The following is a 26,480-nucleotide window of genomic DNA, read 5'->3' as shown; positions in this document are numbered from 1 at the left end:
GTGCCAGCACAACCGGCGCCGGTACAGGCAGCGCCAGTGCAGCCCGCTCCGGTGCAGCCTGTCAAGCAGGAAGAAGACAAGCAGGCTCCCTGGTACATCGAGATCCCCCTGGTCATCGTGCTCACGCTGGCGATCATGTTCGTGCTGCAGACGTTCATTGGCCGCCTGTACGTCATCCCGTCCGGTTCTATGGAGCCCACGCTGCACGGCCAGGACGGTTCGGGCGACCGCATCTTGGTAGAAAAGGTCAGCTACTACTTCAATGAGCCTGAGCCGGGCGATGTGGTGGTGTTCAAGGGCACCGATTCTTGGAATACCGGGTTCTACTCCAACCGCTCCGACAACACGTTCATCCGCGGGATGCAGGAGGTCGGCTCTTGGGTTGGCCTTGTTCCCAAGGATGAAAACACCCTGGTCAAGCGCATCATCGCCGAGGGCGGGCAGACGGTGTCCTGCCAGGCGGGGGACCCGGCCGTGATGGTGGACGGCCAGCCCATCGACCAGTCCTACGTTCTATCGCCGCCGACGTACCCGGTGGATGAGGCGATTGGCTCCGAGGCCTGCGGCGGAGCCTACTTCGGCCCAATCACGGTGCCGGAAGGCAATTACTTCATGATGGGCGATAACCGCACCGCCTCCGCCGATTCGCGCTACCACCTGGGAGACGAGTTCCAGGGCACCATTCCCAAGGAGAATCTCCGCGGCAAGGTGAAGGCGATCGTGTTCCCGCTGGACCGGGCGAGCGGCGTCGCTGACCCGGATATCCAGCAGTAGCTCCATGCCGCCGGTGCGTGTGCGCAAGCTCAAGCAGCTGCGCACCCTCGAGGTTGCCTTGGACAAGGCAGGCTTCGGGCCTGTCGCGGGGGTGGACGAGGCCGGCCGCGGCGCGTGCTTCGGCCCGCTCACCGTCGCGGCGTGCATCCTTCCTCCTCGCCCGCTGCCGCAGCTGGAGGGGCTCACCGACTCCAAACAGCTCACCCCTCGCACGAGGGCTCTGCTTTACGACGCTATCTTGCACACCGCAACAGCCCATGCCGTCGTGCACATCCCGGCCAGCGAGATCGACCGCAGGGGTGTACAAGCCGCGAACCTGGATGGGGCGAGGCGTGCGGTGGCGTCACTCGGCGTCGCCCCCGGGTATGTGTTGATGGATGCGTTTCGCGTCCCCGGTCTGGCGGTACCCCAGCTCCCGGTTGTGGGCGGGGACTACACGGCTCGGTGCATCGCTGCCGCGAGCATACTGGCCAAGGTGAGCCGTGACAGGTTGATTGATGCCATGGCCACGGAGTATCCGGAGTACGGGTTGGAAAGCCACAAGGGCTACAGCACACAGGTGCATATGGACGCGGTGCGCCGCCACGGGCCGACCGTGCAGCACCGTTATAGTTATGCAAACGTCCGACTGGCCAATGATGTCTACAGAGGGGTGGTGCGTGAATGAGCGCTGAGGATCTGGACAACTATGAGGCTGAGGTAGAGCTCTCGCTGTACCGGGAGTACCGCGACGTGGCCAGCCAGTTCTCCTACGTGGTGGAGACGGACCGGCGTTTTTACCTGGCCAACGCGGTGGAGCTGATTCCGCACACCGAGGGCAAGGACGTGTACTACGAAGTGCGGATGTCTGACTGCTGGGTCTGGGACATGTACCGCGCCGTGCGCTTTGTCCGCTACGTCCGCGTGATTACGTACAAGGACGTGAACATCGAGGAGCTTGACAAGCCTGACCTCGCGTTCCCGGACCGCTAGGCGTCTGGCGCCGCGTGCCGCGGCACAAGAATTTGGCACAAATTTCGGTTGAGAGGGAACCAAACAGCCTCGGCGGAAGTCTAAGTATGCACACCCGCAACTTGTAGACATCCGAAAAGAGGAGATTTCCGTGACCAACAGTCTCTCAACCCAAGAACCCATGACCACGTGCGGCATTATTGCCGGCACACCGGGCCATCCCACCAGCGAAGTCGCGGACCAGTACGCCCTCGGGCTTGCCGGCGAGCAGATCGCCGTCGCCTGGTACCAGGAGCTCGGGTACACGGCGCTAGAAACCCGGGCACGCTGCCGCGCCGGCGAGATTGACGCCGTGGTGGAAGCACCGGACGGCACCCTCGTGTTTCTGGAGGTGAAGACCCGCCGCGGCCGCTCCTACGGCGGGGCGGAGTCCGTCGGTTCAAAGAAACTCGCCACCATGCGCCGCTGCGCCGCGGAATGGCTGGAGCGGCTGCCTGAGTCCCACCGCAGCGCAGGATATGCAGACGTGCGGTTCGACGTCGTCGAGATCGTGCTCAACGGCGCGGAGTATTCCGCCACCCGATTTGTGGGGGTGGAAGATGGGGCTTGCTAGTTCACGCACCGCAACGGTGGAGGGCGTGGCCGCCCACATGGTCACCGTGGAGGCGAACGTCGGCCCTGGCCTGCCGGGCATGCAGATGGTAGGGCTGGGCGACGCGGCCGTGAAAGAATCGCGCGAGCGGATCCGCACTGCGGTGGCGAACTCCGGTCTGCCATGGCCGCGCACCAGGATCATGGTGTCCTTATCGCCCGCCCACTTGCCAAAGGCCGGCTCGCATTTTGATCTGCCGATTGCGTTGACGGTGCTGTGCAGCCTGGATCCGGAGTTTCGCTCCAGCCTGAGCACGACCATGGTGATGGGGGAGCTCGCCCTGGACGGGTCCCTGCGGCGCGTCGAGGGGATTTTGCCCATGCTGCTCAAGGCCGCCCGTGAGCGGGAGCAGAGCGAGAGCGCCATCGAAACCGTGATCGTGCCCAGAGCGAACGCCCAGGAGGCTGCGCTGCTGAATGACGGCAACATTCTCGTCGCGGACTCCTTGGTGCAGGTCTGGCACTGGCTGCACGGTGGAGCTGCCCTAGAGCAGGCAATTCGCGTGCCCGCCTCGCCAATGGCAGCCGCTGCGCCGCCGGATTTCGCCGATATTGCGGGCCAGGCGCATGAGCGCCGCGCGATGGAGGTGGCAGCTGCGGGCGGGCACCACGTGATGATGGTGGGCCCGCCAGGTTCAGGAAAATCCATGCTGGCAGAGCGGTTGCCGTCGATTCTGCCGCCGCTGAGTGTCGCCGAGCAGATCGAGACAACTGCGTTGCACTCGGCGGCAGGCGTCTCCCGCGGCAGCGTCGTCAAGGTGCGGCCGTTCGTTGCCCCGCATCCGTCGATAAGCAGAGCAGGCATGGTCGGCGGCGGCTCGGGCGTGCCGCTGCCCGGCGCGGTGAGCCAGGCCCACAACGGGGTGCTGTTCTTGGATGAGGCGAGTGAGATTGCCTCGGCGGTGCTGGATGAGCTGCGGATGCCGCTGGAATCCGGCCAGGTGACATTGGTGCGGGGGAAGCGGCAGATCCGCTACCCGGCACAGTTTCAGCTGGTGATGGCTGCCAACCCGTGCAAGTGCGGCAAGGAAGGGGCTCGGTGCACGTGCTCGGGCGGCACGCGAGCGAAACACCTGTCTAATGTCTCGGGCCCGTTGCGGGACCGGTTGGACATTTTCATCCAGACCTCGGCACAGTCGGCTGTGTTCAGCGCTGTGGAGGCGGAGCCCTCCGCGGTGATTGCGGAGCGTGTGGCTGCGGCGCGCGAGCGGGCAGCGGCGCGGTGGGGGCGCGGCGGGCTCGGGCACGTCACCAACGCCCTCGTGCATCCGGCGGCGCTGCGGAAGCAGTTTCCTCCGGGGGAGGACGTGACGGCGTTTTTGGAATCGAAGTTGGTGGATCGGTCCCTAACCCAGCGTGGGGTGGACCGGGTGCTCAAACTCGCGTGGACGTTGGCGGATCTTGAGGGGGAGGCCCTGCCGCACATCGGGCATGCTGCCGAGGCGTTCAACCTGCGTAACGTCTCCGCGGAAGGGGTGGCGGCATGAGTTCTATCGAATCCTGGGCCTACCTCAGCCGCACCATTGAGGGCCCGTCGCCGCACCTGCAAGCGCTGTTGGCGGCCGGGCGCGATGCCGATGAGATTGCCCGCGGCGTGCGCACCCGAGCAAGTTGGATCCGCGGCTTGGCCGGGCCGACGGAGCAGCGTTATGCCAAAAATCTCGCGGCGGATGACCTTGAGACCGCGGCGGAACTGGGCTACACCTTGCTCACACCGGATTCGCCGACTTGGCCGCAGGAGGTGATCACGGAAGGCTGGGCGGGGTTTGAGGGCGATCCTGACCCGAACGGGTGCCAGCCCCACGCGCTCTGGGTGAAGGGCGAGACGAATCTGCCGAAGCTGCTCGCGCAGTCCGTAGCTTTCGTTGGCACGCGTGCGGCATCGATACATGGGCACCATGCCACCGCCAATCTGGTCAACGGGCTCGCCGCCCACCGCTACACCATTGTCTCCGGCGGTGCGCTGGGCATTGACACCGTTGCGCACCAAACTGCGTTGGCAGCCAACGCGCCCACGGTCATGATCACGGCGTGCGGGCCCGGGGTGACTTACCCGAAGCCCAACGCCCAACTGTACGAGGACATTCCGGCGCGGGGAGGTGCCGTAATAACGGAGTATCCGCCCTACAAATCCCCGGACCGCCACCGCTTCCTCACCCGCAACCGACTGATCGCGGGCCTATCCAACGGCACGGTTGTGGTTGAGGCCAGTTACCGTTCCGGCGCGTTGAACACAGTGAATTGGGCACATGGCTTGAAACGGAGCGTGATGGCTGTGCCGGGCTCCATCATGGAGCCGTCCAGCCTGGGCACCAATCTGCTGATGTATAAGGGGGAGGCGCAGATGGTGCTCAACGCAGACCAAATTCGTGAGCACCTCAACGCAATCGGGGAGGTGGACGCGGAGGCGATCCAAGAAGCGATCCAGGGGACGCTGTTCCCCAAGTCGCCGGTGCAAGAACTCTCGCGCAACGAGTTGAGGATCTATGATTCCCTCCCCAGGATCGGCGATGGTTCCGCGGATGCTGCGAAGGTGGCCGAAGAAGCGGGGGTCAGCGTCGGCCTCGCCGTGTACCTCCTGCTGGAGTTGGAAAAACGGCAGCTGGTGGCGCGTGAAGGGAAGATGTGGCGGCGCGTCATCCTGGACGACGAGGGGTGCGCACTGGCGTAGCGCTGTTACTGGAATACACTCCTGTGACATGAGTGAGCCCACGAGCCAGGTGCAGGCGGCGGTCGAGGATTTCGCCGACCACGCTCGGCTCGTGCTCGGCCGCTCCGAAAACACCGTCCGCGGCTACCAGTCGGACCTTGCCCAGCTCGCCGGCAAAGTGGACACATTCGACCAGTTCACGCTCGATGCTTTACGACGGTGGCTGGCCGACGCCGTGCACGAGGGCAAAGCCCGCTCCACACTCGCGCGCCGCACGGCTGCGGTGCGCGCATTCTCCACGTGGGCGTACCACCAGGGTTTCCTCGACCAAGACGTGGCGGCCCGCCTAGTCACACCCAAAATCACCCGCCCCCTGCCTACCGTGCCAAGGACAAGGACAACGACCAGGACAAAGCAGAGTCCCCCGAGCAGCTGCGGGACCGCGCAATGCTGGAGCTGCTCTACGCCACTGGCATCCGAGTGGGCGAACTCACCGGCCTTGATATGGGGGATGTGGACCTAGACCGCCGCATAGCCAAGGTCACCGGCAAGGGCAACAAGCAGCGCGTGGTGCCCTTCGGCATCGCCGCCGCGGAAGCAGTCGAGGCGTGGACGGGTCGTGGCAGACCTGCGCTCGTAGCCGGGGCGGAGGCCGCGCTCTTTGTGGGCAGCCGGGGCAAGCGCATTGACCAGCGGCAGGTCCGCCGCATTGTGGAGCGCGCTGCTGCGGACACGGGCGCGGGTGACGTCACACCCCACTCCCTGCGCCACTCCGCAGCCACCCATCTTCTCGAGGGCGGGGCAGACCTGCGAGTGGTGCAGGAGCTCCTCGGACACTCCAGCCTCCAAACCACGCAGATCTACACCCACGTCTCCGCCCAGCGCCTTAAGCGGGTGTACGAGCAAGCCCATCCACGGGCTTGAGCCGGATTCTGGGCGGAGCGAGCAAACTCAACGGGTCGATGTACGTATCCGGCCCCGTCAGCGCGCCCCAATGCAACCCCTCGTGTGGGCCGTGGTGGGGCGGCCGGGCGCGGCTCAACGCGCCAATGACCTGGCCCTCCGCTACCTGGTCCCCGACACGCGCGCGGCTGTCCACCGGCTGGTAGGTGGTGCGCAAGCCGGAGGGGTGGACAACGGACACCACCGGCACGCCCACCACAACTCCCACGTACGCAACCTCGCCAGCGCCGGCGGCGCGTACTGGGTCGCCGGGGCGCAGGCCCAAGTCCACGCCGCGGTGGCCCGGCTGCCAATTTTTCTCCGGGATCTCGGCGCGCCGGGTTACGTTGGTGGGGTGGGCAAGCCCCGTGGATGGATCGACCCATGCGGAGGCAGGTGCAGGGGCGCCGGAGGCAGCCAGTGCGAGACAGAGGGGGATGAGGCGGGTACAAAGGATCGTCGAAAAGCGTGCCATGCCCCAAGAAAAACCAGAAAGCGGAAAGTGTGTCCAGCATGGGTCCGCCGAGCCTGTGGAAACTGCGGCGCGCTGCGGGAAGTTATCCACAATCGTGCAGTTCAATTATGTTATTGGGGCCGAGGTGAGTAGCATTGTCCGAGCAGTCCTCGCGGACTGACTTCGCGCGCCGAATACGGCCAGCTCAGCAACGGTCCCTCGCAAGGGGTGTTGAACTGGCCCGGTGCTAGGGCGCGGGATAAAAACCCGCGCAACTGACCAAGCTTTGCAAGAAGAAAACCGAACTACTTTTCTCCAAAGGAGACCTTCCCATGGCAGTTGTAACCATGCGTGAACTCCTCGACGCCGGTGTGCACTTCGGCCACCAGACGCGTCGTTGGAACCCGAAGATGCGCCGCTTCATCTTCACCGACCGCAACGGCATCTACATCATCGACCTGCAGCAGACGCTGACCTACATCGATGAGGCATACGAGTTTGTGAAGGAGACTGTCGCTCACGGCGGCACCATCCTCTTCGTCGGCACCAAGAAGCAGGCGCAGGAGCCGATCCAGGAAGAGGCGGAGCGCGTCGGCATGCCGTACGTGACCCACCGCTGGCTGGGCGGCATGCTCACCAACTTCCAGACCGTGTCCAAGCGAATTGCCCGCATGAAGGAACTGCAGGCAATGGACGCAGCCGAGGACGGTTACGCCGGCCGCGGCAAGAAGGAAGTGCTCATGCTCAACCGCGAGCGTGTGAAGCTGGAGCGCGTGCTCGGCGGCATCTCCGACATGACCAAGGCACCGTCTGCACTGTGGATTGTGGACACCAACAAGGAGCACATCGCTGTTTCCGAGGCAGAGAAGCTGCGTATCCCGGTTGTTGCTGTGCTGGACACCAACTGCGACCCGGACGTTGTGGACTACCCGATCCCGGGCAACGATGACGCTATCCGCTCCGTGAAGCTGCTCACCAGCATCGTGGGCGAGGCAGTTATCGCCGGTAAGCAGCAGCGCGAGGAGCGTCAGCTGGCCGCAGCCCGCGAGGCTGCCGGCGACACCGACGCCAAGGCACAGGCCGAGGCATCTGAGGCTGCGGCACAGGCAGCTGCCTCCTCCGAGGTTTCCGCCGCTGAGGCTGGCGCTGCTGCAGCTGCCGCTGAGGCTTCCAAGGAGGCCGAGGCTGCACTGGCAGACACCGCTGCAGCAGAGGCTCCGATCGTGGAGGACGTGGACGCATCCCCGTCCCAGATCTCCGGCACCGAGTCCGCCACCCAGGCGTAAGCGCCTCCGCTCCGCGAGAGCGCTTGGCCCGTTCACCCCGCGCAGGCAGGTCACTCTGTCCGCGCGGGGTTTTCGCGTGCTTGGAGGGGTCGGCGCTGCCGTGCGGTAATACTTCCGCTAATCTTTCTAACGTTAAACACCTTTCCCCGATTTTGAGGAGGAACCGCCCTAATGGCGAACTACACCGCTGCAGACGTCAAGAAGCTCCGTGAGACCACTGGTTCCGGCATGCTCGACTGCAAGAAGGCACTCGAGGAGACCGGCGGCGACTTCGAGAAGGCCGTTGAGGTCCTGCGCATCAAGGGCGCAAAGGACGTGGGCAAGCGTGCAGAGCGCAACGCGCTTGAGGGCCTGGTTGCCGTTTCCGGCAACACCATCATTGAGGTCAACTCCGAGACCGACTTCGTGGCCAAGAACCAGGAGTTCAAGGACATCGCGGACGAGATTGCTAAGGCTGCTGCCGCCGTGGGTGCGAACACCCAGGAGGAGCTGGCAAACGCTGACGTGAACGGCGAGACTGCGCACGACGTGCTGGAGCGCCTCTCCGCCAAGATCGGCGAGAAGCTGGAGCTTCGCCGCGCCGCCACCATCGAGGGCGACAACATCGAGGTTTATCTGCACCAGAAGGCTGCGGACCTCCCGCCGGCAGTGGGCGTGCTGGTTGCTTACACCGGCGACGACGCTGCTGCTGCGCACCAGGTTGCGCTCCAGATCGCCGCAATGAAGGCTCGCTACCTCAACTGCTGCTGCGCACCAGGTTGCGCTCCAGATCGCCGCAATGAAGGCTCGCTACCTCAAGCAGGAGGATATCCCGGCTGAGGTCGTGGAGAAGGAGCGCGCCGTGCAGGAGGAGATCACCCGCGGCGAGGGCAAGCCGGAGGCTGCCATTGCAAAGATCGTTGAGGGCCGCATGGGCGGCTTCTTCAAGGACGTCGTGCTGCTGGACCAGCCGTCCCTTGCTGACTCCAAGAAGAGCGTCAAGCAGTTCGCGGATGAGCACGGCATCGAGATCACCGACTTCGTTCGCTTCGAGGTTGGCCAGGCGTAAGCCTCGCTTCGCGCTGCTCTAAGCACGCACCTCGCCCACACTTCGGGCGGGGTGCTTTTTCTTGCTTTTCGACGGTTGTTTCCTCACCCCGCAAAGCGTCTACACTGGTGCGGAGATTGAGACGAGTAGCACGCGAGAGAAGGAGCGTTCCACGGTGACCGAGGCCAACCCCCAACGCAAGGGTTTCAAGCGAGTGATGTTGAAGCTGGGCGGTGAGATGTTCGGCGGAGGCAAGGTGGGCGTTGACCCCGATGTGGTGGAAAGCGTGGCCAGCCAGATCGCGGAGGTGGCGGAAGGCGGCACCGAAATCGCCGTGGTGATCGGCGGCGGCAACTTCTTCCGCGGCGCGGAACTGCAGCAGCGCGGCATGGACCGCGCCCGCTCCGACTACATGGGCATGCTGGGCACCGTGATGAACTGCCTGGCGCTGCAGGACTTCCTGGGGCAGAAGGGCGTGGACTGCCGTGTGCAGACCGCCATCCACATGGCCCAGGTTGCAGAGCCGTACCTGCCGCTGCGCGCAGAGCGCCACCTGGAGAAGGGCCGCGTGGTCATCTTCGGTGCCGGCATGGGCATGCCGTACTTCTCCACCGACACCACCGCCGCCCAGCGCGCGCTGGAGATCGGCTGCGACGTGCTGCTGATGGCTAAGGCCGTGGACGGTGTGTACGACTCGGATCCGCGCACCAACCCGGATGCGAAGCTGTTCACCGAGATCACCCCGCGCGAGGTGATTGAGAAGGGCCTCAAGGTGGCCGATGCCACCGCCTTCTCCCTGTGCATGGACAACAACATGCCGATCCTGGTGTTCAACCTGCTCAAGGAGGGCAACATCGCCCGCGCCATCGCGGGCGAGCGGGTAGGCACCCTGGTGGCTTAAGCCCCCATCCCCTCCGCCTCGGCGTCCTCCGCGAGCGCGAGCAGCTCAGCGCCGCCGATGGTCACCGCCCCGAGGTGGACACCGGCCAGCGCCACCGCCGGTGCACCGGTCATATTGAACAGGGAGCACCAGGGTGACCAGACCGTTTGCTGGTAAAAGCTTTCCTCCGGGGTGAGGGAGGAAAAGAAGCCGAGCTTCGGCGGGTCGAACGCCAGGGTGGGGCAGAGGACCGCGTCCACACCCCAGCGCTCGGCCAATATGGCGGGCAGCGCGCGGCGGTGCTCTAACGCTTGGGCAAGCTGCGCATCCGGCACGGCCTGCCCCTGCTCCTTGCACCATGCGATGTAGGTGTTATCCAGTGGATCTACGTCGGCGAAGGCGCGGGTAATAAGCGAGGTGAAATGGGCAAAGGTCTCTCTCGCTTCGGGGTAAGGGGCAAGCTCCACAATGTCGTGGGTGCGACCCAGCTGCGCGGATACACGCTCCACGGCGGCTCCGCGCCGAGAAGCAACTTCCGACGGGACGAACAATCCCTGCGTGAGCACGCCAATTCGCAGCCGGCGCGGGGCAGGGCGTTGCCATCCGAGCACAGTGAATTGATCAGCCACCGTACGGCTGAGAAAACCGTGTGCAGCAATCATGGTGCTCGCCGCCTTGAAACCCACCACGTTGCACGCGGCGGCAGGCACCCGGATTGAGCCGCCAGCATCCGTGCCATGAGCAACGCGTGCCAGCCCGAGGCCCACAGCTACGCCGGCGCCGGAAGAGGAACCGGCCGGCGTGCAGCCCGGGAATGCCGGGGACTCCAGCACCGGCACGCCGGGACGCTCCGCGTAACAGGTGGCACCCAGCTCGGAGGTGAGCGTCTTCGACGGGATGGCGGCGCCCGCTTCCAGCAGCATGCGCACCACAGGGTCGTCTCGCTCGGCGATGCGGGCACGCGCCGGATTCCCGTCGGTGGTTGGCATGCCTGCGACATCTGTGGAGTCCTTCACCGGGATGGACCAGCCGGCCAAGCGCCCGGGGGATGGGCGCGGTTCGGACCGAGGTACATCGGCGACGTAGCTGAAAGCCGGGTGAAGCATGCCAACATTCTAAAACCGGGGGCTTAAGCCTCCGGGGATCCGGGCCACGGCGCTGGTAGATTGAGTGAGAACATCCTTAGACAGCAAAGGTAGGCAACCGATAATGATTGATGACGTACTGCTTGATGCCGAGGAGCGCATGACCGCCTCCGTGGACCACACTCGCGATGAGCTGGTGACCATCCGCACCGGCCGCGCAAACCCCGCCATGTTCAACGGTGTGATGGCGAACTTCTACGGTGCCCCGACTCCGATCAACCAGATGGCCACCATCTCTGTGCCGGAGCCGCGCATGCTGCTGATCAAGCCGTTCGACCAGTCCACGATGCGCGAGATCGAGGACGCGATCCGCAACTCGGACTTGGGTGTGAACCCGACGGATGACGGCCAGGTGATCCGCGTGACCATCCCCCAGCTGACTGAGGAGCGCCGCCGTGACCTGGTGAAGCAGGCGAAGCAGAAGGGCGAGGACGGCAAGATCGCCATCCGCAACGTGCGTCGCCAGGGCATGGAAGCACTGAAGAAGATCCAGAAAGACGGCGACGCTGGTGAGGACGAGGTCCAGACCGCAGAGAAGGCGCTGGACAAGACCACCCAGGGCTACGTCGCCCAGATTGATGAGCTGGTGCAGAAGAAGGAAGCTGAATTGATGGAGGTGTAAGTCTCTTTCAAACGTCGTAAAGCCCAAGCCCCACAACAGAAAGCCTGCACGTGACCGAACCCCGTCCCGGAACCTCCGCCACCGATGGATCGCCCGAGCGTGCGCAGGCGAGCCGTTGGCCGACGGGGCACCTGAAGGCGCCGAAGCCGAAGAACAAGGCGGGGCGCGACCTGCCGGCGGCGATTACAACTGGTGTGGTGCTGGGCGCGCTGGTGATCGGCGCTGTGTTCGTCGGGCCGAAGGCGTGGTACCCGCTGGTCGCCGTCGCTGTGGCGCTGGCGATGTGGGAGGTGCTGACGCGCCTGCGCGAGGCTGGCTACCAGCAGCCCCGGACGCTGTTGATCATCCTGGGGCAGATCATGCTGTGGGCGTCCTCGATCTACGCGTCCGGCGGTCTTGTCGGCGCGTACGCCATCACGGTGCTGTTCCTCATGTTCTGGCGCCTGTTCCACAATGGCCGCGGCGCCAAACCGGAGAATTACCTGCGTGATACCGCGGTGGGCATCTTCGTGCTCACGTGGATTCCGCTCTTCGGTTCATTCGCGGCGATGATCTCGCTGATTGATGAAGGGGGCATTCCGGGCTCCCACTTCATCCTCGCGTTCATGCTCTGCGTCGTCGCCAGCGATGTCGGCGGCTACGTCGCCGGCGTGATGTTCGGCTCGCACCCCATGGCGCCCGCGGTGAGCCCGAACAAGAGCTGGGAAGGCTTCGCTGGGTCGATTGTCTTCGGCGTGATCACCGGTATGCTGGTGGTGCACTTCCTCATCCAGGGACCGTGGTGGATGGGCATTGTGATGGGCATTGCCCTCGTTGTCTGCGCCACTATGGGTGATCTTGTGGAGAGCCAGTTCAAGCGCGAGCTTGGCATCAAGGACATGTCCAACCTGCTGCCGGGGCACGGCGGGTTGATGGACCGCCTGGACGGCATGCTGCCGGCAGCAGCCGCCACCTACGCGTTGCTGAACGCCGCTGTGCTGATGAACCCGTTCTAGATACTTTCTAGATTGGTCGCACGCGTCGGCGACGTGCAACAATGGGCGCATTATGACTGAGACCGGCAATGTTCCCCAGATCCAGCTGCTTGCGCCGAAGCGCGGCATGCCGCCGAAGCACTTCGCCGACCTTGACAAGGCCGAGCGCATCGAAGCGCTGAAAGAGCTCGGTTTGCCGAAGTTCCGCGCCGACCAGATCGCACGCCACTACTACGGCAAGTTCGAGGCAGATCCGCTCACCATGACGGACCTGCCCGAGCAGCAGCGCCAGGTGGTGAAGGACGCGCTGTTTCCTACCCTGCTGACCCCGGTGCGCAAGGTGGAAACGGATAACGGGGACACAACAAAGACATTGTGGCGCCTCCACGACGGCATCCTGCTGGAGTCTGTGCTCATGCGCTACCCGGACCGCGCCACGCTCTGCATCTCCTCCCAAGCTGGCTGCGGCATGGCTTGCCCGTTCTGCGCAACCGGCCAGGGCGGGCTGGACCGCAACTTGTCTACCGCGGAGATTGTGGACCAGGTGCGCGAGGCCGCGGCGATGATGCAGGCGGAGGGCTCCCGCTTGTCCAACATCGTATTCATGGGCATGGGCGAGCCGTTGGCCAACTACAACCGCGTGGTTTCCGCGGTGCGCCAGATCACCCAGCCTTCGCCGGACGGTTTCGGCATCTCTCAGCGCAACGTCACGGTTTCTACTGTGGGGCTCGCCCCGCAGATTCGCAGGCTTGCGGACGAGGGCTTGTCTTGCACGCTCGCCGTTTCCCTGCACACGCCTGACGACGAGCTGCGGGACGAGCTGGTGCCCATGAATAACCGCTACGAGGTTGCGGAGGTGCTGGACGCTGCGCGCTACTACGCCGATCAGTCCGGGCGCCGCGTGTCCATCGAGTATGCGCTGATCCGGGACATCAACGACCAGGATTTCCGCGCGGACATGCTAGGCAAGAAGCTCCACGCGGCTCTTGGTTCCAAGGTGCACGTGAACTTGATTCCGCTGAACCCAACCCCGGGTTCGAAATGGGATGCTTCGCCGAAGGCGCGCCAGGATGAGTTTGTGCGCCGCGTCATCGCCCAGGGCGTGACCTGCACGGTGCGCGATACCAAGGGGCAGGAAATTGCGGCCGCGTGCGGGCAGCTGGCGGCGGACGAAAAGGCTGGGTAGTAAGAGTTAAGTAGCAGCGAACGTCGGCAAGCATAAAGCCCGATCCCTTGCGGGGACCGGGCTTGCGTTGTGTGCGGTGCGCGAGTTTAGCGGGAGTGCTTCGCGCGCGGAGCTACCTTCACAACCTCGACGCGCTCGGTGGTCTGCACCGGAGCGGCGACAGCCTGCTGCTGCGGGCGCAGGTGGGTGATGCGGGCCGGGTCGATGTTCAGGGCGCGCAGCTGGCGCTCATCCAGGTGCTCGTAAGCACCGGACAGCGTCTTCTGGTCGTATGCCCAGTCCGGTTCGCGGTGGCCCTGCGGCTTGTTGTGCGCAGTGACGGTGCGGACCTGGGAGAGCTTCGGCTCGGTCGCGTGGATGATCAGGCCGAGGGCGATCAGTACTGCGAGGGTAATCAGCCAGATCGTCTCCACGTGGCCCTGGTGGTTACCGAAGTTGAAAGCGACGAGGAACAGCACGGAGATCCAGCCGGCGATCTGGATGGTCCCGCGGCTCAGCTCGCTCCAGCCAAAGCGTGCCGACGGCACGTCCGCCTCAGAAACGCCGTTGTAGACCTGCGGTTCCTGCTTCTTAGCGTGGTGGGCCACAGCCATGCTCCTTTTCAAGGATGAACAAAGGTAAACAATAGTTAGGGCCATTGTCGCACAGCCGGTGTGCACCACGCGACTGAATACCCCCAAACCACCGAAAGTTTTACCGCAGGGCGCGAGGGGTGCCGCCCGGCCGTGCCAGAATGGCAGGGTGAAGAAGATCCTCATTTTGGGTTCCACCGGATCAATTGGCACGCAAGCTGCTGAGGTAATCCGCGCCAACCGCGACGCGTTCGAGGTGGTGGGTATCGCTGCTGCCGGCAGTGATCCGGCCGCCGTCGTGGCGCAGGCGCGGGAGTTCGGCCTTCAATCCGGCCAAGTTGCTGTGCAGCGCGACGGCGCCGCGGCGGAGATCAGCGCGGCGCTGGGCGGAGACGTGATTGCGGGACAGGATGCCGCGCGGCGACTCGTCGAAGCAGAGCAGGCGGACGTGGTACTCAACGCCCTCGTGGGCGCGGCCGGTCTGAGCTCCACCCTCGCGGCGCTGGACACAGGGGCAGTACTCGCGCTGGCGAACAAGGAATCCTTGGTGGCCGGTGGGCGTCTGGTGCTCGACCGCGCAGGGGACGGGCAGCTCGTACCGGTGGATTCAGAGCACTCCGCGATGGCGCAGTGCCTGCGCGCAGGCCGCGCAAGCGAGGTTTCCCGCTTCGTGCTCACTGCATCCGGCGGGCCATTCCGCGGGTGGAGCCGCGAACGCATGATGGATGTGACGCCTGAGCAGGCGGTGACGCACCCGACGTGGTCAATGGGCACGATGAACACCATCAACTCCGCCACCATGGTGAACAAGGGCCTCGAGCTCATCGAGGCCTCGCTGCTGTTCGGCATCGATCCGGACATCATCGACGTGACCGTGCACCCGCAGTCTGTGGTCCACTCCATGGTCACCTTTGTGGACGGCGCTTCCATCGCGCAGGCCTCCCCGCCGTCGATGAAGATGCCGATCGCGCACGCGCTGGCGTGGCCGGGCCGAGTAGCCGGCGCGCAGCCTGCTCTGGACTTCTCCAAGGCAATTGAGTGGACGTTCGAGCCGCTGGATACCGCCGCGTTCCCCGCTGTGGAACTTGCTCGCGCGGCGGCCAAGCAGGGGGACCCGTATCCCGCGGTGTACAACGCGGCGAACGAGGTCGCTGTGGATGCGTTTTTTGCAGGCCGTATCCGTTTCCCCGAAATTGTGGATGTCGTCGCTGCGGTGCTCGATGGCGCAGGTGCTTACGCAGACGCGCCCAGCGGGGTCGAGGACGTGCTTGCTGTGGATTCGCGGGCGCGCGAAGAGGCGGCCGCCGCAGTCGAGCGGATCGGCGGATAACCCTTGGGGGCAATCGGAATCCTGCTCTTCGCACTCGGCATCGCAGCATCAATCGCGTTGCACGAGGCGGGGCACATGTTCACTGCGCGTGCGTTTGGCATGCGGGTGCGCCGTTACTTTATTGGCTTCGGCCCCACAGTGTGGTCTACCACCCGCGGCCACACCGAGTACGGCATCGCGGCGCTGCCCTTCGGCGGCTTTTGCGAAATTGCGGGCATGACCGCCCAGGACCAGCTCACCGCGGAAGAAGCGCCGCATGCGATGGTGAATAAGCCGGCGTGGCAGCGTATCGCTGTCATGGCCGGCGGCATTGTGATGAACCTGCTGATCGGCGTGGTGCTGATTTACTTTGTGGCAATAAGCTCCGGCATTCCGAACCCGGACGCGGACCGAACGCCGCGGGTGGGTGAGCTGACCTGCACCTCGGACCAGGTGGACGCGGAAACGCTCGCGCCCTGCACCGGGGAAGGGCCGGCGGAAGCGGCGGGGTTCCAGGAAGGCGACGCTGTGATGGCGATGGACGGCCAGGCAGTCGAATCCTTCGTCGAGGTCCGCCAGTATGTGCTTGCGCGCCCCGGTGAAGACGTACGCTTCGACATTGTGCGCGGGGACCAGCCCATGACGCTGACCGTGCACGTGGACGAGGTGACGCGCCTCAACCCCCAAACCGGTGAAGCGTTCACCGCCGGCGCAATCGGCATGGCCAGCGCGCCGATCAAGGACGGGGTGAAGCAGTTCGGGCCCGTCGAGGCCGTGCCCGCGACGTTGAAGTTCAGCGGCGAAATGCTCGGCGCCACGGTGGACGGGCTCATCGCGTTTCCGGGGAAGGTCCCCGGCGTGGTGGCATCCATTTTCGGTGCGGAGCGCGATATCGAGGGGCCAGTGAGCGTGATCGGCGCGTCCCGCGCCGGCGGTGAGCTGGTGGAGCGCAGCCTCTGGCCGCTGTTCTGGATGATGCTGGCCAGCTTGAACTTCTTCCTTGCCCTGTTCAACCTCGTGCCGCTGCCGCCTTTGGATGGCGGGCACATCGCCGTCATCATCTACGAGAAGGTGCGCGACTTCTTCCGGCGGCTGCGGGGCCTGCCGCCGGGGGCTCCGGTGAATTACGAAAAGCTCATGCCCCTGACATACGCCATGGCGGCCGCGTTGCTGCTTATCGGCCTATTTGTCATGGTGGCGGACGTGATCAACCCAGTCAGGATATTCGGCTAGCGGTGCTAGAGTAGGTGACCATGAGTCTGCCCATCGGTCTAGGTATTCCTGAAGGTCCGCCACCGGTTCTGGCGCCGCGGCGCAAAACCCGCCAGCTGATGGTTGGTGGTGTGGGCGTGGGGTCGGATTACCCGATCACGGTCCAGTCCATGACCACCACGAAGACGCACGACATTAACGCCACCCTGCAGCAGATTGCGCAACTCGCAACCGCAGGCTGCGACATCGTCCGCGTGGCGTGCCCGAAGACCGTCGATGCGGAAGCGCTGCCGGCAATTGCCGCGAAGTCCCCCATCCCGGTGATCGCGGACATCCACTTCCAGCCGAAGTACATCTTCGCCGCGATTGATGCGGGTTGCGCCGCGGTACGTGTGAACCCGGGCAACATCAAGGAGTTTGACGGGCGTGTGAAGGAAGTTGCAAAGGCGGCGGGCGATGCCGGCATCCCGATCCGCATCGGCGTCAACGGCGGCTCCCTGGATAAGCGCTTGCTGGAGAAGTACGGCAAGGCCACGCCTGAGGCGCTGGTGGAGTCCGCTATCTACGAGGCTGGGTTGTTCGAGGAGTACGGTTACGGCGACATTGCTATTTCCGTGAAGCACTCCGACCCTGTGCTGATGGTGGAGGCGTACCGCCAGCTCGCCGCGAAGACCGATTACCCGCTGCACCTCGGTGTGACGGAGGCCGGTCCGAAGTTCATGGGCACCATCAAGTCCTCCGTCGCGTTCGGCGCACTGCTGGCTGAAGGTATCGGCGACACCATCCGCGTGTCCCTCTCCGCCGACCCGGTGGAGGAGATCAAGGTGGGCGACCAGATCCTGCAGTCGCTCAACCTGCGCCCACGCAAGCTGGAGATTGTGTCCTGCCCGTCCTGCGGTCGCGCCCAGGTGGACGTGTACAAGCTGGCGGAGGAAGTCACCGCTGGTCTGGAGGGCATGGAGTTCCCGCTGCGCGTCGCCGTCATGGGCTGCGTGGTCAACGGCCCGGGCGAGGCACGGGATGCAGACCTCGGCGTGGCCTCCGGCAACGGCAAGGGCCAGATTTTCGTCAAGGGCGAGGTCGTGGAGACGGTTCCGGAGTCCAAGATCGTGGAAACCCTGATTGCGCACGCGCTGCGCATCGCTGAGGAGGAGGGCCTCGAGGAGATCGCCGGCGCCAAGGCAGAGGTCAAGGTCACCCGCTAGACGCAGTCGCGGTTTCGAGTGGCAGCGCCGGGGAGCTCTCCGGTGCTGCTACCGTCTTTCCATGCCCCTGCGTCGCCTTGTCGCCCTGTTCACCAGCGTGCTGCTGGCTGCGGTTGGGCTGGTCGCCTGCACGCCCCGCCCGAACGACGCAGAACCCACCGCCGCGAAACTCCTCGCCGCACTTGAGTCCCGCGATGCCTCTGTGCTTGCATCGCTTGTCGACGATCCCTCCGCCGCCGAATCCTCCCTTTCCGCCAGCTGGGAAGGTTTACAGGCTGAGACACTTTCAGCCGAGCTGAAGGACGTGAGCCAGACCGACAACATCGCCACGGCCACGTATGAGATGACGTGGGAATTGCCGCGGGACCGCACCTTCACATACGACGCGCACATGACGCTGACCCAAACTGCGGAGGAATGGACGGTGCGGTGGCAGCCGGCCATCATCCACCCCAAGCTCGGCGCCCACCAGCACCTGGAGCTTCGCTCTATCGCTGCCCGCCCAGCAAGCGTCATCTCCTCCGATGGCGTTGAGCTTCTGCGGCCAGGCGTGGCCTACCGCGTGCTGGTGGATACCGCGGGCATGCAATCCGCCCCGGACACGGCGCACCGGATCGCCACCGCGCTCGACGCAGCTCGCGACGTCGATGGGGCAGTGCCGCGTGTGGACGCCGCCGACCTCACCGCGAGCCTCGAAGAAGCACGCGGGACGTATGCAGTGGCGCTGGTACCGAGCGCTGCCAGGCACGTGCTCGAACAGAACCTTGCCGGCGTGCCCGGGGTGCGGTTGAACGAGGAAGCCGCGATGGTGAACGTGGATCCCGGCTTTGCGCCGGACATCATGGCGCGCATCGGACAGTTGGTGGGGGATGACTTAGAGGGCAATCCCGGCTGGAGCGTCAGCGTGGTCAACGAGAACGGCGCGGAATATGAGCAGGTGGAGCGCGCAGACCCCGCGCCGGCACCAGCGGTCGAGGTGAGCCTGGACCACCAAGTGCAGCTTGCGGCGGAGCAGGCGCTAGAGCCGGTGGCGGGCCAGCAGGCCATGATCGTGGCAATCCGGCCGTCCACGGGAGGGGTGCTAGCGATCGCACAGACCCCGGCGGCGGACCGGGAGGGCAACTTGGCCACCATGGGGCAGTACCCGCCGGGCTCCACGTTCAAGATCATCACCTCCGCCGCGGGGTTGGAGCGCAAGGGGCTGACCCCGGAAAGCGTCGTGCCGTGCCCGGGCACCATGAATATCTACGGACGTGTGGTGACCAACTACGCAGGCTTCAGCCTCGGCAGCGTGCCCCTGCGCACCGCGTTCGCGCGCTCGTGCAACACCACGTTCGCGGATATCTCCACGCAACTCGCCCCCGGCGAACTCGCGGACGTGGGCAGGCAGTTCGGGTTGGGCGTGGACTTCACGATCCCGGGCCTGGATACGTTCACCGGGTCGATCCCGGTGGGGGAGACTCCGCTGGACCGCACAGAGGCCGGTTACGGCCAGGGCTACGATTTGGCGAGTCCTTTCGGTATGGCGCTGGTCTCTGCCACCGCGGCGCATGGTTCGATGCCTACGCCGTACCTCGTTGCCGGGGAGACGACGGAGGTTTCCGGCGAGGCGGAAGCGCTGAAACCTGAAGTGATTGACCAACTCCGCGACCTCATGGCCGCTGTCACCGCGCCGGGCGGCACGGCGGGCGGTTTCAGTGCATCGGGCGATATTCGCGGCAAGACTGGCGAGGCCGAGATCTTCGGCGGCTCCCATTCCTGGTTCACCGGGTACCGGGTGGAGGACGACATCGCTTTCGCCACCCTGGTGGTGCTGGGCGGCGGCTCCCAGGCCGCGGTGAGCCTGACCAACTCGATGCTGAGCAACCTTGACCAAGCGCGCGGGATGTAACGGGGGCAGCGGGGAGCAGCGCGGTGTGGACAGCGGGGTCTAGACAGCCTGCGGTGGGTACTCTGCGGGTGGGGCTACCATTGACCCTATGAATCCACGCGGAAAGCTACATCCAGGCAAACCCACTCCGATCCGGAAAGTTCCGGCTTCAATCGAGCGGCCGGAGTACGCATGGAAGGACACCGTCCAAGAGAACATCGGCGAGCCGCTGATTCAGACGGCAGAGACGATTGAAAAGATGCGCGAGGCGAGCAAGATTGCCGCCAACGCCCTCGCGCTCGCCGGTGCTGAGATCAAGCCGGGCGTGACGACGGATGCCGTAGACGCCGTCGTGCACGAGTATCTGCTGGATCACGGCGCCTACCCGTCGACCCTGGGGTACCGCGGGTACACGAAGTCTTCTTGCATTTCTTTGAACGAGATCGTCTGCCACGGTATCCCGGATACGACGGTGATTCAGGAAGGCGACATTGCCAATATCGATGTCACCGCGTACAAGAACGGCGTGCACGGCGATACGAACGCCACCTTCATGGCGGGCGAGGTGGCGGAGGAGCACCGCCTTTTGGTGGAACGCACGTACCAGGCGATGATGCGCGGCATCAAGGCCGCCAAGCCGGGCCGGGAGATTAACGTGATCGGGCGCGTGATCGAGTCTTACGCCAAGCGCTTCGGCTACAACGTGGTCACCGATTTCACCGGCCACGGTGTTGGTCCGACGTTCCACAACGGGCTTGTGGTGCTGCACTACGACTCTGACGCGTACCGCGATGTTCTCGAACCTGGCATGACCCTGACCATCGAGCCGATGATTAACCTCGGTGAGCTGCCTTACGACATCTGGGATGACGGTTGGACCGTGCAGAACAAGGACGGCGAATACACCGCGCAGTTCGAGCACACAATTGTGATCACGGATGATGGCAACGAGATCCTGACCATCCCCGACGCCGATGTTGCAGCCGGTCAGCTGATGCTGGGGTAGAGGCTTAGGCCATGGGCGACGTTTGCTCGATGCTTTTCGACGAAAAGGCGCTTCGCGTTCCCACCGACCCGCAGTACGCGACACCGTTTTACGTCGCCTATTTCTGGGTGCTGCGCTACGACGGGGAGCGGTACTACCACGCCCAGTGGACCGAAGTGATCCGCGGCGCGGATGATGTCCACCAAGCGATCGACGAAGCCGATCGGAGAGCGGCTGAGGAAAACGGCGAGGTGAAGTTCGCCCTGTACGTTCCCGCACCGGGTGAGGGCGAAACGGGGGAGCCCGTCAGTCTCATCCGTCTACTGGGCGAAGTCCCTCGCGGGCTGATCGAGGTGCAGGAAACGTTTGGCTGGACAATGTACGTGGATGAGGCAAATGCCCCCGCGGAGATGTTGACCAGCGACGGGAAACTCGACCCGCGGGAGGCGCACCTGCTTCGCGCTCAAGGATTAATCTGACCGACCAGTTCTAGGCGGAGAAACTAAAAGCTCCCGTCCACGGTTGAGATCGTGGCGGGAGCTCTAGTGTGCCGGCAAGCCGGCGAAAGCTTAGCGCGGCAGGACGCCGTTGAACTTCAGGAAGTTCACACCAGCGATGAGCAGGCCGATCAGGGCGCCGATGCCGCCGACGATGGTGGCGTCAACCCAGATGCGGGACCACTGCGGCATGTTCTGCCAGTTGGTTTCCTTGCCGAAAGCGTCGCGGCCGTCGAAGCGCTTGTCGGTGTCCAGGCCAGACAGGGCCCTAGAAGAACCCTTGCCCTGATTTGCGCCATCGACAGCGTCAGAGATGATATCGCCCGGCTTCTTGTCGTCGGACTTTGCGAAGCCCTTGAACGCTACGTTGCCCTGGGTGCCGGTGTGCAGCACCTCGCGGTCAGAAGCGTCAGCAGCATTGGTGGTTTCCGGCAGCTCAACGGAGATGGTGTCGTTGGTCTTGATCTTGACCTCGACATCCTGAGCGAGAGCGGCGGTGGTGCCGGAAGCGATCAGAGCGAGGGCAGTGGCGGAGGCGACTGCTGCGTTGCGGAAGTTGCGCATCGTGTTCCTTCTTTCAGAAGTTAATAGACTGTGGTTGCGGAAATCCGCGGATTAGCGGCCGTGGACGACGAAGTTGTAAACCGGAGCGATGATCAGGCCGAGGATGGAAGCGACGGCACCCGTGATGGTGAGACCGTAGAGGATCTGACCCCAGATCGGCTGCTCGGAGAAGGATTCCTTCTCGCCCGGAGCGGAGCCCTTGGAGCTGCCGAAGATGGCCGGACCGTAAACGGTCTGGTCAGCCTGCAGGCGCTTGCCCAGGTCCGCAGGGACAGACTCAACGCCGTTCGTCGGCATCTCCGGAGCGTTCTCGGAGTTGGCGTTGCTGTACTTGTCGGTAGCGGCCGGGTTTGCATCCTGGGCGAGAGCGACGGAGGTGCCGCCGAATGCAATTGCAACTGCGGTAGCGCCAGCGAGGGCAGCCTTACGGAGGTTACGCATGAAACGAATCCTTAACTGGTAGTGCTTACAAAGTGTCCGAGTAGGGTTCAAGCAACCCTACATTGGAATCTCCCAGTTGCTTGTGAAGAACTTCACCGTGATCTGGGTATCGGGAGCAACTATAACGGGTTGCTCCCGATTTTGCCCTAATTGACTGAAATTTTGCTATCGGCTAATTTTCTGCGAACTCGAGGTCCAAGCCCAGAATCGCGTTCTCTGTAACTTCCGGCAGGGCGGGGTGGATCCAGTACTGCTTGCGCGGGAACTCGCGGAGGTCGAGGTCAAAGGCCATTACCGTGATCATTTGCTGGATCAGGGTAGAGGCCTGCGGGCCCATATAGTGGGCGCCGAGCAGCCGGCCGGTCGCGCGATCTGCAACAAGTTTGCATACGCCGGTGGTGTCCTCCAACGCCCAGCCGTATGCAACATCGCCGTAGTTCTGCACCTTCACGGTGACATCGAAGCCGCCTTCCACCGCCTGCTCTTCCGTCAGGCCCACGGTGGCAATCTGCGGGTGGGTGAACACGGCCCACGGAACGTGCTCGTGCGGCATGATTCGCATCGGCTCCTTGCCGGCGAAGGTGTCCAGAATGTTCTGGGTCACCGCGCGGGCTTCCGCATTGGCCACGTGCTTCAGCTGGTACGGCGAGGAGATGTCGCCTAGCGCCCACACACCATCTGCCGTAGTGCGGCCGTACTCGTCGACGCACACGCGGCCCCGCTCATCCAGTTCGACGCCACCGGTCGGCGCTTCCAGGACATCGCCGTTCGGGATGCGTCCGGTGGCAATGAGGAGTGCCTCGGAGGTCACCGAAGAACCGTCGTCAAGCGTAAGCGTGACCTGGGTGCTGTCGCCGGTGGCATCCACCACGGTGCGCCCGAGCTTGGTGTTGAAGCGTTGCTGCGCGATGGTGTTGAACTGCTCGCCGATGGTGGAATCCAGCGAGCGGAGGAACGGCGAGCGGCTGATGACCGTGACATCCGTGCCGAGCGCCTCGAAGACGTGCGCGAACTCCATCGCGATGAAGCCGCCGCCAACGATGGTGAGGGATTTTGGCTGCTGGGGCAGCCGCATGATGTCCTCGTTGGTGTGGAACGGCACGCCCTCCGCCCACTCCGGAATGCGAGGGCGGGACCCTGCCGCCAACAAGATCTGATCTGCCGTGATTTCGAAGGGCTGGTCACCTGCGGCGGTGCGGATGCGTTTTTCGCCCACGAACGTCGCTGTCCCGTCGTATACGTCAACGTTGGGGCACGCCTCGCTTCGGCGGTAGCTTTCGCCACCCTCAGCGATGACATCGATGCGGTTGGTGAAGACCCGGTCCACAATTGCGGGCCAATCCGCGCCCTTAAATTCCAAGTCGACGCCGAGCCGCTGTGACTCGCGTGGAGCGTACGCTGCGTCCGCCGCCAGCACATACATCTTGGTGGGGATGCAGCCCACGTTTAGGCAGGTGCCGCCGAACGCTCCGTGCTCGACGATGGCCACCTTCTTGTCGTCGAACTCCGGCGTGAGAATAGTGTTGCCGGAACCGGTGCCGATGATGATGAGGTCGTAGTGCGCCTCGTTAGCCATATCTGTGCTCTCCTCCAGAGACCGCTTAGAGATCGTTGTTGTCGCGTGCCGGCAGCGCATCGAGCCATTCGCTGGTGGCCTTGAACGCCACCTCACGGGCGAATGCCTCGGAGAGGAAGACATCGTGGCGGGCACCCTCGATGGTCTTCACCTCTACGTCTTCCGCTACTTCTGGAGCCCAATTGCGGATCTGCTCTACGTCAAGCACCGTGTCCGCTGTGTCAGCTGCGGGGGAGTAGTCCTCGCCGAGGTAGGAGTGCGCGGAAACCAACGTCAGGATCGGTACTCCTGCGTCCACGTCTCCGCTGTGGATCTCCTGTTGCGCCTTAACAACTGCGCGGATCCACCCGAGGTACTTGCGGTGGCCCTCGATCGGCTTCTTGTCTGTGTCAAACTTCCATTCGCCGTGTTCGCTCTCGTGGATGGAGACACCGTAGGCACCCAACCCGCCATCCGGCAGGGGAAGCAGCGGGAGGAACTTACCCACAACGTTGATCACGGGGCGTGCAAGCGCGACAACAGGGCGCGGGTATTGCAGATCGAGCCACGGGCTGTTCAGGACGATGCCCCGCAGCTTGGCGTGCTTCTTTGGGTGGTTGCGGCGAAGATCGTCCGCCCACAAGGGAACGATGAGGCCGCCCGTCGAATGCGCCATGACGACTACAGAGCCGTGCTTCTCCGCCAGGATCTCCAGCGCCGCGGTCAGCTCGGGGAAATAGTTCGCCATATTCCGGGTGTAGTGCCAGCGCTGGCCCGCCTTGCGTGCGCGGCCGCAGCGGCGGAGGTCTAGTCCGTAGAACGGATAACCCTGCTCCGTGAAGTAATCCGCCACGTGGGACTGGAAGAAATAGTCCGACATTCCGTGCACCCACAGCAATGCCGGCTTTCCATCTACTGCCTGCGTGTTGCCTTCCGTCGCACGCACCAGCACGGCGCGAACGTTGCCACCGGTGTCTGGGTCTTTGCCCATGTCTAGGACAGCGGCATCATAACCAGGTCCGAGAATGTCTTGCTCCCATTGCATGCACCCGATAGTAGCTGTGCTGTACACAAGCGGCGGACCACTGGCACGGGCCGTGAGCACGCGCGTATTGTTTAAAGGAATCCGTTCGCGTAAGCGAAATTTCAACGTGATTAAGAAAAGGTGGCGAGTAATGGCCAACAAGCGGGATCACTACGACAACGAGTTTGACGTACTCCTTGTCGGTGCAGGCATTATGAGTGCAACCCTGGGCGCGATGCTTCAGGCGCTCGAGCCGGGGTGGAGCCAGATCATCTACGAACGCCTTGATGGCCCGGCGGAGGAATCCTCTTACCCCTTCAACAACGCGGGTACCGGCCACTCCGCACTGTGTGAGCTGAACTACACCCCGGAGAAGAACGGCCGCGTCGACGTTTCCAAGGCGATGGCGATCAACGAGAAGTTCCAGCTATCTCGCCAATTCTGGTCGCACAGCATGGAAAACGGTGTGCTGACTGATCCGCGCGCTTTTATTAACCAGGTGCCGCACGTCTCCTTTGCGCAGGGCGAGGACCAGATCGATTACCTCCGCCGCCGCTACGATGCCCTGGCGTCGAACCACATGTTCCCCAACATGCAGTTCACCGATGACAGTGAGCAGTTCTCTCGCATGCTTCCGCTGATGGGTCAGGGCCGCGACTTCGACGAGGAGCCGGTGGCAATCTCCTGGACCGACGCGGGTACGGACATCAACTACGGCGCACTGACCAAGCAGTTCCTGGATTCCGCTAAGCAGAACGGCACTTCCATCCGTTACGGCCACGAGGTGACCAACATCAAGCGCGAAGGCAACTTCTGGAAGGTGTCGGTCAAGAACGTCCGCACCGGCGAGAAGAAGGTCACCCGCGCCCGCTTCGTTTTCGTGGGCGCCGGCGGTTACGCGCTTGACCTGCTGCGTAAGGCGGGTGTTCCGGAGCTGCGCGGCTACGCCGGGTTCCCGATCTCCGGCATGTGGCTGCGCACCACGAACCAGGAGCTTGTGGCCCAGCACCAGGCGAAGGTGTACGGCAAAGCCAAGGTCGGTGCCCCGCCGATGTCCGTGCCGCACCTTGACCTGCGCGTGGTGGACGGGGAGCAGTCCCTGCTCTTCGGCCCGTACGGTGGCTGGACGCCGAAGTTCATGAAGGAAGGCTCCTACCTGGACCTGTTCAAGTCCATCCGCCCGGACAACATCCCGTCCTACCTCGGCGTTGCCGCCACCAACTTCGACTTGGTCAAGTACCTGGTGGAGGAGGTCTTCCGCGACTTTGACGGCAAGATGGATGTGCTGCGCGAGTACTACCCGATGGCAGATCCGAGCGACTGGACCGAGGTTGTCGCCGGCCAGCGCGTGCAGGTGATCAAGCCGACCGCGGCCCCGCGCTTCGGTTCCCTCGAGTTCGGTACCGCCCTGGTCAACGACCAGAACGGCACCATCGCCGGTATCCTGGGCGCTTCCCCGGGTGCATCCATCACCCCGGCTGCCATGCTGGAGCTGCTGGAGCGCTGCTTCGGCGAGCGCATGATTGAGTGGGCCCCGAAGCTCGGCGAGATGTTCCCGACCTACGGCAAGTCCCTCAAGCGCGACAAGCGCGCGTACGAGGAGCAGTGGCGCTGGACCCAGAAGACGCTGCAGCTGGATGAGGACCACCACTTGGACGACTACATCGGTGCGCACGACTAAACGTCGGCACGCTAGTGAATGAG

The 26,480-nt window shown here is 64.1% G+C and carries 25 protein-coding genes and 2 pseudogenes; 20 read left to right on the top strand and 7 right to left on the bottom strand.

All coding sequences use genetic code 11. The annotated features are described in order from the left end of the window. The first annotated feature begins 36 nt into the window (after positions 1 to 36). The 7 genes and pseudogenes from lepB (at position 37) to JZY91_RS11745 (ending at position 5,950) form a co-directional block, all read left to right on the top strand. The gene (lepB, locus tag JZY91_RS06990; protein WP_234949085.1) at positions 37 to 774 is read left to right on the top strand and encodes a signal peptidase I; all 738 of its coding nucleotides are present in this window, start codon (positions 37 to 39) and stop codon (positions 772 to 774) included. Between the two features lie 4 nt (positions 775 to 778). After that, on the top strand, positions 779 to 1,441 hold the full coding sequence (locus JZY91_RS06985; RefSeq protein WP_234947157.1) for a ribonuclease HII: 663 nt from the start codon (positions 779 to 781) through the stop codon (positions 1,439 to 1,441). Then, positions 1,438 to 1,746, top strand: a complete 309-nt coding sequence (locus tag JZY91_RS06980; RefSeq protein WP_234947156.1) for a DUF2469 domain-containing protein — start codon at positions 1,438 to 1,440, stop codon at positions 1,744 to 1,746. Before JZY91_RS06985 ends, JZY91_RS06980 begins: the two co-directional genes overlap by 4 nt. A 130-nt stretch (positions 1,747 to 1,876) precedes the next feature. Then, positions 1,877 to 2,338 carry a YraN family protein gene (locus tag JZY91_RS06975; protein WP_234947155.1) on the top strand — a complete coding sequence of 154 codons (462 nt, stop codon included), beginning with the start codon at positions 1,877 to 1,879 and terminating at the stop codon, positions 2,336 to 2,338. After that, a complete protein-coding gene (locus JZY91_RS06970; RefSeq protein WP_234947154.1) occupies positions 2,325 to 3,863 on the top strand; it encodes a YifB family Mg chelatase-like AAA ATPase in 1,539 nt (512 codons plus the stop codon). Before JZY91_RS06975 ends, JZY91_RS06970 begins: the two co-directional genes overlap by 14 nt. Then, positions 3,860 to 5,047, top strand: a complete 1,188-nt coding sequence (gene dprA, locus JZY91_RS06965) for a DNA-processing protein DprA (protein ID WP_234947153.1) — start codon at positions 3,860 to 3,862, stop codon at positions 5,045 to 5,047. The genes JZY91_RS06970 and dprA overlap by 4 nt, the downstream gene beginning before the upstream one ends. 28 nt (positions 5,048 to 5,075) lie before the next feature. Continuing rightward, positions 5,076 to 5,950 (top strand): annotated as a pseudogene (locus JZY91_RS11745) (tyrosine recombinase XerC). Here JZY91_RS11745 and JZY91_RS06950 read toward each other — a convergent pair. After that, a complete protein-coding gene (locus JZY91_RS06950; protein ID WP_234947151.1) occupies positions 5,913 to 6,443 on the bottom strand; it encodes a M23 family metallopeptidase in 531 nt (176 codons plus the stop codon). The pseudogene JZY91_RS11745 and the gene JZY91_RS06950 overlap by 38 nt on opposite strands. A 311-nt stretch (positions 6,444 to 6,754) precedes the next feature. Here JZY91_RS06950 and rpsB point away from each other — a divergent pair, with 311 nt between their 5' ends. The 3 genes and pseudogenes from rpsB (at position 6,755) to pyrH (ending at position 9,636) form a co-directional block, all read left to right on the top strand. After that, positions 6,755 to 7,708 (top strand): 30S ribosomal protein S2, encoded by a 954-nt coding sequence (gene rpsB, locus JZY91_RS06945; protein WP_234947150.1) that lies wholly within the window; start codon positions 6,755 to 6,757, stop codon positions 7,706 to 7,708. Positions 7,709 to 7,879: 171 nt separating this feature from the next. Then, a pseudogene (tsf, locus tag JZY91_RS06940) lies at positions 7,880 to 8,756 on the top strand (translation elongation factor Ts). Positions 8,757 to 8,952: 196 nt separating this feature from the next. Next, positions 8,953 to 9,636, top strand: coding sequence for a UMP kinase (gene pyrH, locus JZY91_RS06935; RefSeq protein WP_234949084.1), 684 nt, complete (start codon positions 8,953 to 8,955; stop codon positions 9,634 to 9,636). Here pyrH and JZY91_RS06930 read toward each other — a convergent pair. Then, a complete protein-coding gene (locus JZY91_RS06930) occupies positions 9,633 to 10,721 on the bottom strand; it encodes an amidase (protein WP_234947149.1) in 1,089 nt (362 codons plus the stop codon). The genes pyrH and JZY91_RS06930 overlap by 4 nt on opposite strands. Positions 10,722 to 10,824: 103 nt before the next feature. Between JZY91_RS06930 and frr the strand changes: the two genes are divergently transcribed. From frr to rlmN, 3 genes are all read left to right on the top strand, one after another. Next, positions 10,825 to 11,382: a ribosome recycling factor gene (frr, locus tag JZY91_RS06925; protein ID WP_234947148.1), complete on the top strand. Its 558-nt coding sequence runs from the start codon at positions 10,825 to 10,827 to the stop codon at positions 11,380 to 11,382. Positions 11,383 to 11,513: 131 nt separating this feature from the next. Beyond that, a complete protein-coding gene (locus tag JZY91_RS06920) occupies positions 11,514 to 12,377 on the top strand; it encodes a phosphatidate cytidylyltransferase (RefSeq protein ID WP_234949083.1) in 864 nt (287 codons plus the stop codon). Between the two features lie 52 nt (positions 12,378 to 12,429). Further along, positions 12,430 to 13,542, top strand: coding sequence for a 23S rRNA (adenine(2503)-C(2))-methyltransferase RlmN (gene rlmN / locus JZY91_RS06915; RefSeq protein WP_234947147.1), 1,113 nt, complete (start codon positions 12,430 to 12,432; stop codon positions 13,540 to 13,542). A gap of 86 nt (positions 13,543 to 13,628) precedes the next feature. Here rlmN and JZY91_RS06910 read toward each other — a convergent pair whose 3' ends face one another. After that, positions 13,629 to 14,135 carry a DUF2631 domain-containing protein gene (locus tag JZY91_RS06910; RefSeq protein WP_234947146.1) on the bottom strand — a complete coding sequence of 169 codons (507 nt, stop codon included), beginning with the start codon at positions 14,133 to 14,135 and terminating at the stop codon, positions 13,629 to 13,631. 148 nt (positions 14,136 to 14,283) lie between these two features. Between JZY91_RS06910 and dxr the strand changes: the two genes are divergently transcribed. The 6 genes from dxr to JZY91_RS06880 all read left to right on the top strand — a co-directional run bounded on the left by dxr (position 14,284) and on the right by JZY91_RS06880 (position 21,174). Continuing rightward, the gene (dxr, locus tag JZY91_RS06905) at positions 14,284 to 15,444 is read left to right on the top strand and encodes a 1-deoxy-D-xylulose-5-phosphate reductoisomerase (protein WP_234947145.1); all 1,161 of its coding nucleotides are present in this window, start codon (positions 14,284 to 14,286) and stop codon (positions 15,442 to 15,444) included. A gap of 3 nt (positions 15,445 to 15,447) precedes the next feature. Further along, the gene (locus JZY91_RS06900; RefSeq protein ID WP_234947144.1) at positions 15,448 to 16,656 is read left to right on the top strand and encodes an RIP metalloprotease; all 1,209 of its coding nucleotides are present in this window, start codon (positions 15,448 to 15,450) and stop codon (positions 16,654 to 16,656) included. Between the two features lie 20 nt (positions 16,657 to 16,676). Beyond that, on the top strand, positions 16,677 to 17,840 hold the full coding sequence (gene ispG / locus JZY91_RS06895; protein ID WP_234947143.1) for a flavodoxin-dependent (E)-4-hydroxy-3-methylbut-2-enyl-diphosphate synthase: 1,164 nt from the start codon (positions 16,677 to 16,679) through the stop codon (positions 17,838 to 17,840). 61 nt (positions 17,841 to 17,901) lie between these two features. Continuing rightward, positions 17,902 to 19,731: a penicillin-binding transpeptidase domain-containing protein gene (locus JZY91_RS06890; protein ID WP_234947142.1), complete on the top strand. Its 1,830-nt coding sequence runs from the start codon at positions 17,902 to 17,904 to the stop codon at positions 19,729 to 19,731. A gap of 88 nt (positions 19,732 to 19,819) precedes the next feature. Then, positions 19,820 to 20,716, top strand: coding sequence for a type I methionyl aminopeptidase (map, locus tag JZY91_RS06885; RefSeq protein ID WP_234947141.1), 897 nt, complete (start codon positions 19,820 to 19,822; stop codon positions 20,714 to 20,716). 11 nt (positions 20,717 to 20,727) lie between these two features. Further along, positions 20,728 to 21,174: a hypothetical protein gene (locus JZY91_RS06880; RefSeq protein WP_234947140.1), complete on the top strand. Its 447-nt coding sequence runs from the start codon at positions 20,728 to 20,730 to the stop codon at positions 21,172 to 21,174. A 90-nt stretch (positions 21,175 to 21,264) separates the two neighbouring features. Here JZY91_RS06880 and JZY91_RS06875 read toward each other — a convergent pair whose 3' ends face one another. From JZY91_RS06875 to JZY91_RS06860, 4 genes are all read right to left on the bottom strand, one after another. Next, entirely contained in the window at positions 21,265 to 21,756 is a 492-nt protein-coding gene (locus tag JZY91_RS06875; RefSeq protein WP_234947139.1) for a hypothetical protein, read from the bottom strand. A gap of 51 nt (positions 21,757 to 21,807) precedes the next feature. Next, positions 21,808 to 22,197, bottom strand: coding sequence for a hypothetical protein (locus JZY91_RS06870; protein WP_234947138.1), 390 nt, complete (start codon positions 22,195 to 22,197; stop codon positions 21,808 to 21,810). 172 nt (positions 22,198 to 22,369) lie between these two features. After that, entirely contained in the window at positions 22,370 to 23,773 is a 1,404-nt protein-coding gene (mtr, locus tag JZY91_RS06865; RefSeq protein ID WP_234947137.1) for a mycothione reductase, read from the bottom strand. Positions 23,774 to 23,798: 25 nt separating this feature from the next. Continuing rightward, positions 23,799 to 24,797, bottom strand: coding sequence for an alpha/beta fold hydrolase (locus JZY91_RS06860; RefSeq protein ID WP_234947136.1), 999 nt, complete (start codon positions 24,795 to 24,797; stop codon positions 23,799 to 23,801). 130 nt (positions 24,798 to 24,927) lie between these two features. Between JZY91_RS06860 and mqo the strand changes: the two genes are divergently transcribed. Further along, entirely contained in the window at positions 24,928 to 26,457 is a 1,530-nt protein-coding gene (gene mqo, locus JZY91_RS06855) for a malate dehydrogenase (quinone) (RefSeq protein WP_234947135.1), read from the top strand. Positions 26,458 to 26,480 lie beyond the last annotated feature (23 nt).

The organism is Corynebacterium sp. CNCTC7651 (assembly GCF_021496665.1).
Taxonomy (GTDB): Bacteria; Actinomycetota; Actinomycetes; order Mycobacteriales; family Mycobacteriaceae; genus Corynebacterium.
This window is presented reverse-complemented; position numbering and strand designations above follow the sequence as displayed.